The organism is Aurantibacter sp. UH7 (assembly GCF_056839165.1).
In genome coordinates this window covers 4165575-4179796 of the sequence record NZ_CM166388.1, presented here as the reverse complement: position 1 = coordinate 4179796, position 14222 = coordinate 4165575, and the positions used below count along the sequence as shown (strand labels likewise).

The following is a 14222-nucleotide window of genomic DNA, read 5'->3' as shown; positions in this document are numbered from 1 at the left end:
ATGGCAATATCTTAAATAATGTTCTTATTAACTATTAAGTGTGATAATACTACTTTTTATTTAATGCCTTACGAATATGCTCGCTATCCCAATGATTATCAAAATCTACAACCCCTCTTTTAAAATCTTCATTTAAAAATTTTTCTTGTTGTTCTAATTCTTTTCTAGCCTTAAAAATGTAATCATCATCAAGTTTGGGTGCAGCTGCTAATCGACGTAAACTATCTTCGTCATATTTAATGAAATTCTGAACTTGTCGATTTAAAGTATACTTTCTGAACCCCATTTTACTCAATACATCTTTTGCCAATACTAAAGAGGTTTCAAGTGATTCTCGATAAATATTCTCATGTCCCAAGTTCAATAATTCATAAGCATCGTAACGATTCTTAGTTCGAATCATGAGCTCTACATGCGGATATTTTTCTTTGATTATTTTACTAATTGCTTTAGAAACTGAAATTTTATTGGTTGCACAGATAACAATCTTAGCTTCCGCAATTCCGGCAGATTCCAGTAAATCTAAACGAGTGGCATCTCCATAGTATACTTCGAATCCCATTTGACGTAGAAAATCTACTCGATTGGAATTGTGATCCAAAATTGTAGCCTCTACCCCATGCGAGCGTAAAAAACGACCAATAGTGCTGCCAAAATGACCAAAACCGACCAATATAATATTCTGTGATTTTGCAATATGATCCATTGGACGCTTTACAGATTCTTTGGTCCCGATTTTAGGAAGGATTAGCCGCTCATTAATCATACTTATAATTGGTGTTATGGACATACTAAGTGCTGTTATTACCAACATCATATCCATTTGTTCTTGCTCTAAAATGTTTAATCCAAAGGCAAATGACAATAATACGAAGGCAAACTCACCAATTTGAGCTAAACTAAACGTAAGCAGTAATTTTTGGTCCAGTTTTAATTTAAAAATATGACCTGTAATGAATAACACAATTGCTTTTAAAACTATTATTGCTATTAATATACCACCAATGGTTAATGGACTATTCGCAATAACAATAAAGTTTATGGAGGCTCCGACTGCCATAAAGAATAACCCTAAAAGTAAATTCTTAAATGGTTCTAAAGTACTTTCTAGTTCATGCTTAAACTCACTATTCGAAAGTACTACACCACCTAAGAAGGCTCCTAATGCTGGACTAATTCCAACATATTCCATTAAAAATGAAATTCCAAATACAATAAGCAAAGCCGCTGCGATAAGTAACTCGCGAACTCCTGTTTTAGCTACTTTTCTCAACATTGGTACTATTAAATAACGACCAGCAACTATAATAAGGGCTACAGATAGAATAATAGCCAAAGTTTGGAAACCTATCGGTAAACTCTCCAATAAACTAGCATGTTCACCACTACTTTTTGCGGTACTATCTTCACTTACATTGGATAACAAGGGTATAAAGCCCAACATGAAAATCACGATAATATCTTGGAACAATAATATGGAGAAAGAAGATGTTCCAAATGTAGTGGCCATCAAACCTTTCTCTTTTATTGTTTGCATGGCTATCGCTGTAGATGATAAAGCTACTGCCATAGAAATTATTAGGGCTACTTTCCAATCAAATCCTAAAAGTGTAAAAAGTAAGTATGAAAGTAGCATGGTGCCACCCACCTGAATTCCGCCCATTCCTATAATGGTCTTACGCATGTTCCAGAAATTCTTAGGTTCTATTTCTAGTCCTATTAAAAATAGCATCATCACAACACCGAATTCAGCAAAGTGTAAAATATCTTCACCTTCATTACCAATAAAACCTAGTACATACGGTCCAATTAGAACACCTGCTAATAAATAACCTATAACTGAACTTAATCCAAAACGTTTGGCAATAGACACGCATATAATGGCACCTGCTAAAAATACTATGGCTTCAAAAAGAATACTTCCTGTCATAGTTTATGTCATTTTTAGTTGAGGAATATCATTCAAAAAAGATTGGTTGTCAAAATCATTAATAGCTAGGTTTAATTGTAATAAATCAATTAGTTTTCCGTAATTTATTCTGTACTCATCTAAAGCTTCATCAGACAATTTATATGTTCCCATAACTGCAAACGGTGGAAAATACGTCATGCCACACAAATTTGCTGTTTGCTCAAAGGGTCTCAAAAATTGTTTTACCGTAAAACTATTATAACCTTCAGAACAATAAACCTCTTTTGAACCACCTGTTGTTATTACATTCAAACATGTTTTGTTATGTAATGCTTTACCCTTTGGTCCGTAAGCCCAATTAAATTCTAAGACCATATCAATCCATTGTTTCATTAATGGTGGACAGCTGTACCAATAGAATGGGTGATGCCAGATAATTACATCATGTGCACTTAATAACTCTTTTTCTTTATTTACATCAATATGGAAATCGGGATATTGCTCATACAAATCATGAAATGTAACATGCTCCTTATTTTTAATATGATTAACCAAAGAATTATTTACTCTTGATTTTTCAAACTTAGGATGCGAAAATAGAACGAGTATTTTTTTCATGTTTCGTATTACTTAGTAATTAGCGCATAAAATATTCTAAGTGACTTCAATAAATGGAACTCTTATTGGAATTATGACATTAAATTAAAGGAAAGTTTAATACCTGTAATAATCATTCCGGTTCCAATAATTGCTATTATTAAACCCATTATTTTCCCAATTACGGAAATTACATTATGGCCAACCACCTTTACAATGAGGTCGCTTATTCTAAATGTAAAATAGGTAAGTAAACTCATAAATGCGAATATAGCAATTACCAAAAATATGTGAACGGGTTCGGCATTCGATACAAAATTCATGGCTGTTACAATAGTACCTGGACCCGCTAAAATAGGTATTGCCAAAGGTGATACTGCGATATTTTCATCTATATGAACATTCTTAAGATTTTTTACATCTGATTTTTTTGACTGAAGCATTTCGAATCCAATATAAAATATTAAAATTCCACCGGTAATCTTAAATGCTGGTATGCTTATATTAAAAAGCTCAAAAATATATTTACCCAATAAAACAAATACCGTTACTATAATAAAAGCAATGAAATTTGCCTTTTTATTAATATCACTTTTCGTTTTTTCGTCTGCACCTTGTGTTAGTGATACAAAAACAGTCATGTTTGAAATAGGGTTGGTTATGGCGAAAAACCCCGTAAACACTGCTATTGAAAATGTAATTAAGTTATCCATTTATGGCAAAAATTTAATCGCGCAAGAACACAAAATATGGTTTAAAAACAAAGATTTTTTAATTTTTATTTAAAAAAATATCAAAGTATATCCTTTCATACAAAATATGACATTTATTAGTTATCTAAATCATATTAGTGATTTTTATTAACTCCTCAATTTTAATCCTTTCATAAGCATCGGGGTGTGCTTGTCCATAACCGCCTTTATCATTATCAAAATAAGCATTTGTTTTCGCCTTGTCTGTCATACTTAAATCATACAAAATATCTACACCTTTTTCTGCAGGAGACCAATGTTGACCGTAGGCTTCATTTGCCATTTTTGTATTCAACAACGAACCGGGATTTACTGCAACAACCAAAATACTTGGTTCTTTTTTTGCCAAATCAAAACTCCACATCGTTAAGGCTAACTTGCTTTGTGCATAAGCATCATTCGCTCCTAAACTCATACCGCCTTGCAGTGCATTTAAAGAAACTGGAGATTGTGCCGCAGAACTAAGATTTACAATTCTAGGTGCGTCGGCTTTTTTCAATAACGGTAATACCGCATTTGTAAATTGATATGGCGCTAAATAATTCACAACTAAACGAACATCTACTCCGTTCGAAGCAGTATCAGTTTTAGCTTTTAAAACACCTGCATTATTCACCAAAACATCAATTTTCGCCATTTTTTCAGCAACTTCTGTTGCCATTCTTTTTACTTCTGACAAGTTTGAGAAATCAGCTAAAAAACCTACTACATTTTCATTCTTTGATTCTGCTTTGATTTCGGTTACAGTAGCCTTTAACTTAGCTTCAGTTCTACCATGAACACCAACAAAATGCCCTTCTTTCGCCAAACGCAAGGCTAGTAATTTTCCTATGCCGTCTGTACTTCCTGTTATTAATATATGTTTCATTTTTTTAAAGCTTTATGTATTGGAATTTTATTTTTAAGTATTGAATCCTAGTTCAATCATTACATTTGAGTATTTGCATATTCTGGTAACGGATCAGGAATTTCATTTTTGTCATCATCAATCATTTCTCTAATATCAATTTCTATTGCTCTAGAAATAGTGGAAATTGGAACATCATTACCCATTCCTTCAAATGGATTTTCAGAAGTATCGCCTACGCGCTCCATAGCAAAAAATATCCACGAAATAATAATGGTAAACGGAATGGATAACCACACAAAATGATTGACTAGAAATCCAAAAAACGCATTATGCGCACCAGATGCAACCAAAGATTGCGCAGTTAAATCGAACTGGCGCATAAAACCAAAAGGCATTATGAAAATGAAAATCCAAACAAAATATGAGTTCAAAGTAGCAAATTGTCTAGGATATGGGAAATTTTTAATACGCTCTGCTTTTCCTTGCAATGTGAACAACTCACCAATTACATTTTGAAATTCTACGTGCCTAAAATTGTCTATTAACCCTAATGAAGCTAATTGTCTAATGTGTTTAGATTGAAAATTTAAAACTGCAGTTTGCTTATTAGTTTTAGTAAGCACCTTAACTTTTTCTTCTAAGGACAAATAACCTTCTAGCTCATCTGATAACGAATTTTCAAATTCTAGCACTTTTATTTTTTTCATATGTTCTTGGTCAGACTTATTTGTTTTAGCCGTTTCCCAACTTTTCTTTTGACGCAAAGCGTGTCTTAAAGAACTCATCCAAGCAACGTGGCGTATAACCATAGTTTTTCTTATTTGGAACATTTCAGCTTCTGTTTTTGGATTATCGGTGTAACTATTGGTTACAAAATCGTTAACCATTGTTGTAAACCAACGAGAGGCATTTACAATACCACCATAAATTTTTCTAGCTTCCCATTGCCTGTCGTACGAAGCATTATTTTTAAAACCAGTAATAAATGCTAATGCCATACCAATTAGCCCAATTGGTTGCCAAGGTAATGTTAGCCATTTAAAACCTGCTACTTCATAAAGTAGAACAGGTATTAATGCCGTAATAAAAAAGATATAGATATATCTCCTGGTCCATTTAAAAACTGTAGAAATTGGGTATTTGGGTTTGGTGTACATAATTATATTGTTTATGAAAACTGGCAACATTTGTGTTGCCAGTTTCTTATGGACTTTTTAAAACGGTGCAAAGGTATCCTTAGGGCTATTTGGTATACTCCAACGCTCACGAGCGGTTACGTTTTCTGTTGTAACAACTTTAGCTGCTGAATTATCAACACTACCATAGCTACTTGCACCACCTCGCGGTATTTGCATACGGTCTCCGTATAGCCACACTACTAAGTTACTACGTTGTCCGCTAGTAATTGGGTGCGTAGCGTGTGGTACTTTTCCTGTGTGAATTATTGCTTTTCCTGGTTCAAAGATAGTTTGAACAACCTTTCTTGTAGAGGTATCGTGAAAATCCACTTGTGAACCTGTAAATTCTTCATCAGGTAAGTTAATATTGATATTCAGGGTAGCAGCCGAAGCATCGGTATGGGCATGCAAATCTTTATCTTTATCTGGATTGTACTGAATAGAGAATCCAAATGTTTGATTATCATAGCCATAAGTACCCAATAATAAACGAGCTATGGGACGCATATAACGATCCATTATTTCGTTGTAAAATGCCTGAAAATTAGGTGCTGCAAGGTGACCCTCTGAGCGTGGATCTAGCATAACGCCATGACGATTCAATTGAATACCATAAGGTGCACGTCTAGGTATTTCAGAATTTACAGTAGCCTCTAAATACTGGCGAAATTCTACTAAGCGGTCTAAATCAAAAAACTGAGCAGAATACACTCCAGGGATAATTTCTTCCCATAAATCAGCTACTGCATTTTCTTTTTCTGGATTTTCCCAAGCATCGTTTATCGCTTTTCTCAATTTTGGATCAAGTAGCGTTTCATCAGGAATTAGTAAACTGTCTTTGTTTTCTATTTCCCATTCGCTCCATGCATCTTCAAGTAACTCTCGGTTACTATTCCAAAATTGTGATACAGAAGGGTCACGGTTTAATGAGGCTTCTCGAGTTGGTAGTGTAAGCGCACGAGCTTGTGCGAGTGCATTAGTATTTGTTATTGTTTTCATGATATATTTGTTTTTTACCAAAACCTCTTTAAAAGTATTTTTGGTTTTATTTACTTATTTATTCTGATAACAAAGGTAGTATGAGACACCAGTAATTTTTTGGTAGTAAAAACGGTTGTTTAGGTAAATTTCAAGGTTTTATTTTAAAGCAAAAAAAAATGCCCCATTTCTGGGGCATTCAACAAAACATATTAATCGGCATGTTTAGAGCGTGCAACTCTAATCCTACTGCATATTTATTATCTATTATTAGTTTTCAACCACAACTTTACCAATGGCTGTACCACTAGCTAAGTGTGCATAAGCATCACCGACTTGTTCTAATGTAAATTGATTTTCATCAACAATCGGAGTTAAATGACCTTCGTTAGAAATTTCAGCTAATTTTTCTAAAATACTACCGTGATTTTCTCTTTTGAAGTTATGTAACATCGGGATCAACATAAAGACCACGTGTAAAGACGCTCCTTTAAAGTGCAACGGAGTTAAATCGATTTCTAACAAGGAAACTGTAGTAGAAATGTGTCCGTTTAGAGCAACTGCTTCCATAGAATTAGTCAGGTTTGGACCACCAACAGTATCAAAAACAACATCAAAACCACCATCGGTGTATTTTGCTGTGTAATCTGCTACTTTTTCTGTAGTAAAATCAATAAAGGTTGCTCCAAATTTCTCAATAATCGCTTTTTGTTTGTCGCCCGTTCCTGTTGCAAAAACTTCTGCACCAAAGTACTTCGCCAACTGTACAGCTAAGTGACCAACACCACCAGAACCACCATGTATTAAAACTTTCTGACCTGCTTTTACGCCTGCTCTTGTCAACCCTTCATAAGCTGTAATAGCCACTAATGGTAAAGCTGCAGTTTCACGCATAGTCAAGTCTTTTGGTTTGTGACCAATTAAACTACTATCGGCAACAATGTATTCTGTTAATGTACCAGGTAAATCTGCTAATCCGCCAGCACAACCGAATACTTCATCTCCAACTTTGTAACCCTCTACTCCTTCTCCAACGGCTTCTACCGTTCCTGAAAAATCCATACCTAATAAGGCTGGTACAGCAGGCGATAATGGTAAATCTGACCCCATATTCTTAATCATCATATCAATAGTATTGACACTAGATGCCACTATTTTCACTAAAACGTGATTTGCTTTTACTTCTGGTTTTGCTATTTCTGATACTTCGAATTTTGTATTTTCTCCGTATTCATTTAGTAACATTGCTTTCATATCTATTTTTTTATTTTGTTAATCGTTAATCGTTAATCGTTAATCGTTGTTCGTTGTTCGTTGTTGGTTTGTCGCTATGCGCTACACGCTTCGCGCTTTACTCAAAAATTTAAAAGCGATATACGCTTAGCGTATGGTGCTCAGCGCCTTAATTCACTTCTTGAATATCCATTACCATTTGTTCCCAGTTCTTCTGGTTATCGTGGTCAAATTGTGCTCCGTTATCATCTGCATAGGCAAAACGTTTTACAGCCGGAGTTTTACTTGTTGCTTGAAATAATTGGTATGCTTCTTCTTTTAAAGCTTCTTTTATTGGTAAATCTATAGACGCATAAACTGCACGTTTTGAAGCTGCAATAGAATCTGCTGGAAATTGAGAAATACGTTGTGCCAAAGCATCTACATAAGCACCAATTTCATCTGCATCTAAAGCTTTGTTTATAGTTCCAAATTTTTCCGCTTCATCTGCATCCCAATCTTTAGCACCTAAAATAATTTCTAATGCTTTACCTAAACCTGCCTGTCTAGCCATACGCGACGCTCCGCCACCACAAGGTAAAATTCCCATACTTACTTCCATTTGCATGAATTTGGCTTTTCCTCTAGCTGCAAAACGCATGTCTAAAGCCAACGCCATTTCGTGTCCGCCACCTCTTGCAAAACCTTCTATTTTTGCGATGGTTGCTTGTGGTACGTTGCTTAATCTTTCTAAAATTGCTTGTAAGTCTAACAACTGTACTTCGTTTCTTGGTACAGCTTCGGTAGACATATCTTTTAATAAGTTAGTATCATAATGACATACCCAATATCCTGGATTTGAAGATTCAAAAACAACAACTTTTACGCTTCTATCGCGCTCTAACCGTAAACATAAGCTACTTAAATCTGCTAGCATTTCTTGTCCTTGAACATTTACTGGTCCAAAGTTGATGTCTACGGTTAAAATTCCGCCTTTTTGTTCTGCTGTAAATGTTTGAAAGTTCTTGTAGTCCATAGTATTTATTTTTTGGTTGATATTTATTCTGCGTTAATTACAGTACAAAGGTATCTAGGGACACAAGGTTCAAATGGGTAAAAAACAAAGTGGTTTTGGTAAAAAAAGAGGTAAATGGTATTTTTCTGAGTAGATGAAATAAAAAAGCAGTATTAATAACGATTACTTTGAACCATTACTAATACAGACTTTAAAATATTTTATATAACGCTTATGCAGATATACTAGCCTTAAAAGCCCCAATTGTCATTCCCTTATAACTTTGGAAAGTCTTATTTAAGTGACTTGAATCTGTAAAACCTAATTCCATCGCAATTTCTGAGAACTGTAAGTCGGTATATTTTAATCGGGTTTCAACAAGCTTTAATTTATAGTTGATAATGTATTTCTTTAAAGAAACATCGGTATGCTTTTTAAAGTATTCACTCATATAATTATCTGCCATATGAAACTCCTCTGCCAGACTTTTGGTAGTTAGCAATTCGGAATTATAAATATTAGCGTGAATGAAATTTATGATTTGCTGAATCTTAGATGATTTAACCTCCTTTCCAGTATCTGCAGTATTGATAAATTGAATATTTCTTGCAATAAGATGTAGAATAACCGATACAGAGTTTTGAATTATAAAAATATCAAATGTCTGCTCTCTCATATATTCAGTGGCAACCATATTAATTAAGGATACCAGGTGCGACCTATCTGATTCAGTTTCAAATTGCATTTCACGAAGCTGATGACTTTCGCTATTTAATATTTCTTCAATTTTTCGAAACCAATTGTTAACGGGTAGTGTTTCATTCTGAGCCGATGTATTTCTAAAGAAGCTTTTTAAGAACTTAATAGCCACAGTAGTCGTGGCGGAATCAGGGTTAAGGATATAAATATCATCAGGAATAAAAACAAAAACACTATTTGCAGCGTAGGGTATGGTTTTACCATTGATTTTTATAGTTCCTGATCCCTTTTCAAAATATACAATTTCAAAAAAGCGAATAGTAGTATACTGACAAAATTCAAAAAAGGTTTGTTCTTCGTATTTAGCAATTACAATATTTTCAATGATAGTCCGCGCCATAGAACAAAGATGATTTAATTTGTGGTAGTAGCAAATTTGTCTTGCGCCAGAAATTTATGAATATCACTAACCACAATAGAGCCTTCACCAACAGCTGATGCTACACGTTTTACAGAACCCGAGCGTACATCACCAACTGCGAAGAGTCCCGGTAAACTGGTTTCAAAAGTGTATGGTTTTCTTTGCCTAAATTCAGATTCACTGTTCAAAGCCTTATCGCAAATGGTAAGTCCCGTATGTACAAAACCTTTCGCGTCAGTATCAATAATAGTATTTAACCATTCTGTACATGGTTTTGCACCAACGAAAGTAAATAGATAGCTAATTTCATTAGGAACAAGATTGTCTTTTTGCTTGATGTCAACTTTTTCTAAATAGGTGTCACCATCTACTTTGACCACGTTGCTATTGGTCAATACTTCAATGTTTTCACAAGCAATAATTCGCTGAACCAAATAGTTGCTCATTTTGGCACCTATATCTTCATTTCTAATAATTATATAGACTTTATGTGCATAATTTGCCAAGAATAATGCCGCTTGTCCTGCGGAATTTCCTCCGCCTACAATACCAATTTCACTATTTCTGCACATATTCGCATGCATAGAAGTTGCGCTGTAATAAATACCGGAACCTTCAAATTTTTCTATTCCATCTAAGGGCAATCTTCTATATGCAGCACCTGTAGCGGCAATTACTGCTTTAGCCTTTAAAATGGAAGTGTTGTTAGAATTAATTTGATAATAATCTTCTTTTCGTTCTATGCCTTCTACCCTGTGTGGAACTGAAATAGTACAACCAAATTTTTGGGCTTGTATATAGCCGTTATTCGCTAAATCCCGACCTGAAATTCCCGTAGGAAACCCAAGGTAATTTTCAATTTTAGAACTTTTACCAGCTTGTCCGCCAGGGGAGTTACTGTCAATAGTAAGTACTTTAAGTCCCTCTGAAGCTGCATATACACTGGCAGCCAATCCTGCTGGTCCTGCACCAACTACTAGAACATCATAAATTTCATCATCTAACTGCAAACGAACACCTGTACATTCTCCAATTTCATCTATAGACGGACGAATGGAAATATCATTTTGACTATTGATTAAAACAGGTAAATCAGATTTCTTAAGATTAAAAGTTTCTAACATCTGTACTAATCCTTCTTCCTTGTCAGAATCTATAAAATTGTACCAGATATCGTTCTTATCCATAAAATCACGAATGGCGTACGTTTCATTAGAGTGTTCAGAACCAATAAGTTTTATTCCCTGTACATTATTTTTAAGTGCATCTTCACGTTGTAAAAAAGCGTTTAAAAGCACATCGCTAATATCACTGAATTTAGCAATGGCACTTTTTAATTTATCGGGACTAATTCTTATAAGCTGTGTGTTTTCTAATGTTTCACCACAAACACCAACTGTTCTATGAGATAAAATACTACTAGACCCAGAAAACTGATGCCTTCTATGAATAGTAATACTATCTTCTTTTTTATCAGGATCTATAATTCTAATTCCGCCAGTGAGTACTACAAAAAAATCGTAATGCTGATCACCAAAATCCAACACCACTGTAGGCTCTTTGTAAAATTCAACTTCGCCATAGGTTTTAAGTTTTTCAACTTGTATGTCGGTTAACTCCGGATATTTAGAATCTATCATATTTGGTTGGTTTAGTAGCTTACAAAAGCTTCATCTGCATAACACCAAAGCCACCTTTCATTAGGTTCTGCCGAACTAATTACCGGGTGACCCGTAGTATGATTATGTGCAGTAGCATGCTTGTTCTTAGAATCGTCACAACAAAGTGTAACACCACATTCTTGACATGTTCGTAGATGTACCCAGCCATCGCCGAGTTTTACACATTCTTCGCACACATGCTTGGTAGCCGTTTTTAATTCTGAAATAGCTTTAATATGACGGCAAGAGGTTTGTGGCAGAATATCTATTTTATGGTGTTCACTAAATTTAGCGAAAGAACTTGATACTTACCTCATACGCTTAACCATTTTATGTATTTCTGGATTATAAAACTCAGTTAATCTTCCGGCGGATGACCATGAATTTGTTCAAAAACGGTATCAAAATTTTCTCGAAGATAGGCGTTAAGCTTTTTTTGATAATCCAGCTTTAACCAATTAATAAAATTATAGGTGCTTTTACTTATACACTTACCATAAACTTGTATCCGATTATTAATGTCTTCTTTAAGTAATTTCGCCAATGCAATGGCATCATAAACATCTTCACTGTTTTCTATACAGATATAGGCATGTTGTTCAATTGATTTTTCTAAAACCACTTTAGAGGATTCTCCAGAAAAGGTTGCTTCCTTATAAATAGCTTTAATATCGAGATAAGTGTTTTCTGATTTTGAAAATTCTTCACGAATGTCATCGTCCAACTCATGTTTAAAAGTACCCTCAATTTCTTCATCGTCCTTAATACGGTCTATGTAAAAATTTGGGGATTTAAAAATGGTCACCCAGTCTAAATCCGCTCCCCATGGACCAAAACGATACAAATTATTACCAAGGTCTATAACGGTAAACTTAGATTTATTGTTCAACACCCGCGAGCCCCTACCAATCATTTGATAGTACAAAGTCAATGACTTAGTGGCCCTGTTAAGGATAATAGTATCAATTGTAGGTTCATCAAAACCAGTCGTTAAAATACTTACGGAAGTTAGTATGGCGTCCGGAGTATCATGAAACCACTTTAGAATCTGTTTCCGTTGTTTTTTAGTGGCATTATTATCCAAATGCATGATGGGTAATCCGGCATTCCTAAAGGTATGGTACACTTGAATGGAGGTTTCTATTCCATTATTGAATATTAATGTTTTCTTTCCTTTAGAATGTTTGGTATAAGCTTCCAGTAATTTATTTAACATGGACGGACTTGTATATAAGTCCGAAGAGGATTTAACCGTGTAATCCCCATTGGAACCTACCTCCAATGAAGTCAGCCCCATATCATACTGATATGTTTCAGCTTTAGCAAGAAAGTCGTTTTCTATTAAATTTTCTATGGACTCCCCAGGAATTAACTCATCATAGTTCCCATTCATAGGTAACTCTTTATTAGAGCTTAAGGGCGTAGCAGTAACCCCAAGAACAAAAGAGTTTTCGAAAAACTTAAATAATTTTGTAAAGGAATTATAATGGGCCTCATCTACAATGACCAAACCAACGTCTGAGATATCCAATATACCGTCGTTAAGCCTATTGTTGAGTGTTTCTACCATGGCCACATAACACTTGTAACGTTCTTGGTCATCTAAATTGGCCTTGCTATCGACTACTTTATTGACCACCCCAAAACTGGTGAGCATTTTAGAAGTCTGATTACAGAGCTCTACGCGGTGTGTCATTACCAAGACCTTTTTTGAGTGGTTTTTAAGGTATTGCCGTACTATTTCGGAGAAAATTACGGTCTTTCCACCGCCGGTAGGTAATTGATATAAAAGGTGATAATCATCTCTTTCATTATCAAATTTTTCAAATATTTGATTTATAGCACCTTGCTGGTAACTGTAAAGTTCTTTGTCAGTTTTCTTTTCCTGAATTTCAAATAGGGGCTCTTTCATGATATCTTTTTCTGTAGCATGCAAAGGTAAAACCTTCATTAAGCAATTACTAATATATTAAAAGGCTTTCCGAAACGATTCTCCTTTATTTTCATAATCAAACGCTATTACTATATATTCATCCCAGGTAATAATTTATCAGAAAACTAATCTATCGTAAGGTCAGATTTTACCATTTGAAAATCCTTATTAATTTAAAGTCACACTAAAATCACCGTTACTACGTATATAAACAACTGTTTCTTTTTCTGCTGAAATTATTGAAGTTGCATTTTCTTCTGCACCAAAATAAGATGGAGCATTTAATTGATTTACTTCTCCTTTTTTATAGAACTGGTGTGTCAATCCTCCAGAAATAACAACAGCTCTAAAATTAGGACTCAAATTTTTAATTTTTCCTTTAAAACCTGCTGGTAATCTTAAAAGTGTTGCACGTAATTGATTGCCTTCGTGACTTCCCCATAAAAAAGCGGTTTCTACATTACTTTTTGCAGCAACCCATTCAATATCATTGGCATTTAACCAAACCATATTGGATTTATCTACATTTACTGGACGCTCTCCATTATCAAAAGCTTTTGAAGTTGGTTTTACTAAATATGGACCTTCTTGAATATCTAAAAAAGCCATATTTTCTTGACCATCTGCAGCAGTTATATGGGCTTCACCTGCTGGTTGTTGCCAATAAGAACCTGCCGGTAACCATTGTTTTTCTGCTTGTTCATCATCGTTATGTAATAATCCTTTTATTACTACTCCACGATAGGTAATATTGTGAATGTGTGGTGGCGAAGAAAAACCTTTGTTGAATTTTACTAAAAATCCTGCTGGTCCGTTTTTGGTACGATCTCCCCAAAGTTTTCCTGCAGCCGGACTTTTATCGCCTCGTAACGGATTTAACCATCCCCATTCTACGTTATCTGCGGTTACTACTTCATTTATAGATTTTGCAGCATCTGTTGTTGGTGTCTGTGCATTTGCATAAAAGCCTGCTGCTATTGCTAATGCGATTAAGATATTTTTTTTCATTTTGAT

Annotated in this window: 13 protein-coding genes; all 13 read right to left on the bottom strand. The window is 34.6% G+C overall.

The features are described from left to right. Positions 1-49 precede the first annotated feature (49 nt). The 13 genes from UH7x_RS17705 to UH7x_RS17645 all read right to left on the bottom strand — a co-directional run bounded on the left by UH7x_RS17705 (position 50) and on the right by UH7x_RS17645 (position 14216). The gene (locus UH7x_RS17705; protein ID WP_482361254.1) at positions 50-1930 is read right to left on the bottom strand and encodes a monovalent cation:proton antiporter-2 (CPA2) family protein; all 1881 of its coding nucleotides are present in this window, start codon (positions 1928-1930) and stop codon (positions 50-52) included. Between the two features lie 3 nt (positions 1931-1933). Beyond that, positions 1934-2530, bottom strand: coding sequence for a glutathione-regulated potassium-efflux system oxidoreductase KefF (gene kefF, locus UH7x_RS17700; protein WP_482361253.1), 597 nt, complete (start codon positions 2528-2530; stop codon positions 1934-1936). 71 nt (positions 2531-2601) lie between these two features. Next, the gene (locus UH7x_RS17695; RefSeq protein WP_482361252.1) at positions 2602-3222 is read right to left on the bottom strand and encodes a MarC family protein; all 621 of its coding nucleotides are present in this window, start codon (positions 3220-3222) and stop codon (positions 2602-2604) included. Positions 3223-3346: 124 nt separating this feature from the next. Continuing rightward, on the bottom strand, positions 3347-4129 hold the full coding sequence (locus UH7x_RS17690; RefSeq protein WP_482361251.1) for an SDR family NAD(P)-dependent oxidoreductase: 783 nt from the start codon (positions 4127-4129) through the stop codon (positions 3347-3349). A gap of 59 nt (positions 4130-4188) precedes the next feature. After that, on the bottom strand, positions 4189-5268 hold the full coding sequence (locus tag UH7x_RS17685) for a bestrophin family protein (RefSeq protein ID WP_482361250.1): 1080 nt from the start codon (positions 5266-5268) through the stop codon (positions 4189-4191). 57 nt (positions 5269-5325) lie between these two features. Continuing rightward, positions 5326-6288 (bottom strand): 2OG-Fe(II) oxygenase, encoded by a 963-nt coding sequence (locus UH7x_RS17680; protein WP_482361249.1) that lies wholly within the window; start codon positions 6286-6288, stop codon positions 5326-5328. 249 nt (positions 6289-6537) lie between these two features. After that, the gene (locus UH7x_RS17675; protein WP_482361248.1) at positions 6538-7521 is read right to left on the bottom strand and encodes a zinc-dependent alcohol dehydrogenase family protein; all 984 of its coding nucleotides are present in this window, start codon (positions 7519-7521) and stop codon (positions 6538-6540) included. A 148-nt stretch (positions 7522-7669) separates the two neighbouring features. Further along, the gene (locus UH7x_RS17670; protein ID WP_482361247.1) at positions 7670-8515 is read right to left on the bottom strand and encodes an enoyl-CoA hydratase/isomerase family protein; all 846 of its coding nucleotides are present in this window, start codon (positions 8513-8515) and stop codon (positions 7670-7672) included. Between the two features lie 211 nt (positions 8516-8726). Then, positions 8727-9593: an AraC family transcriptional regulator gene (locus UH7x_RS17665; RefSeq protein ID WP_482361246.1), complete on the bottom strand. Its 867-nt coding sequence runs from the start codon at positions 9591-9593 to the stop codon at positions 8727-8729. A gap of 14 nt (positions 9594-9607) precedes the next feature. Further along, complete coding sequence (locus tag UH7x_RS17660) at positions 9608-11254, bottom strand: FAD-dependent oxidoreductase (protein ID WP_482361245.1); 1647 nt, start codon at positions 11252-11254, stop codon at positions 9608-9610. An 11-nt stretch (positions 11255-11265) separates the two neighbouring features. Next, complete coding sequence (locus tag UH7x_RS17655) at positions 11266-11472, bottom strand: UBP-type zinc finger domain-containing protein (protein WP_482361244.1); 207 nt, start codon at positions 11470-11472, stop codon at positions 11266-11268. A 161-nt stretch (positions 11473-11633) separates the two neighbouring features. Further along, positions 11634-13187 carry a DEAD/DEAH box helicase gene (locus UH7x_RS17650; protein ID WP_482363626.1) on the bottom strand — a complete coding sequence of 518 codons (1554 nt, stop codon included), beginning with the start codon at positions 13185-13187 and terminating at the stop codon, positions 11634-11636. Between the two features lie 189 nt (positions 13188-13376). Next, positions 13377-14216: a DUF4437 domain-containing protein gene (locus UH7x_RS17645; protein ID WP_482361243.1), complete on the bottom strand. Its 840-nt coding sequence runs from the start codon at positions 14214-14216 to the stop codon at positions 13377-13379. Between the last annotated feature and the right edge of the window lie 6 nt (positions 14217-14222).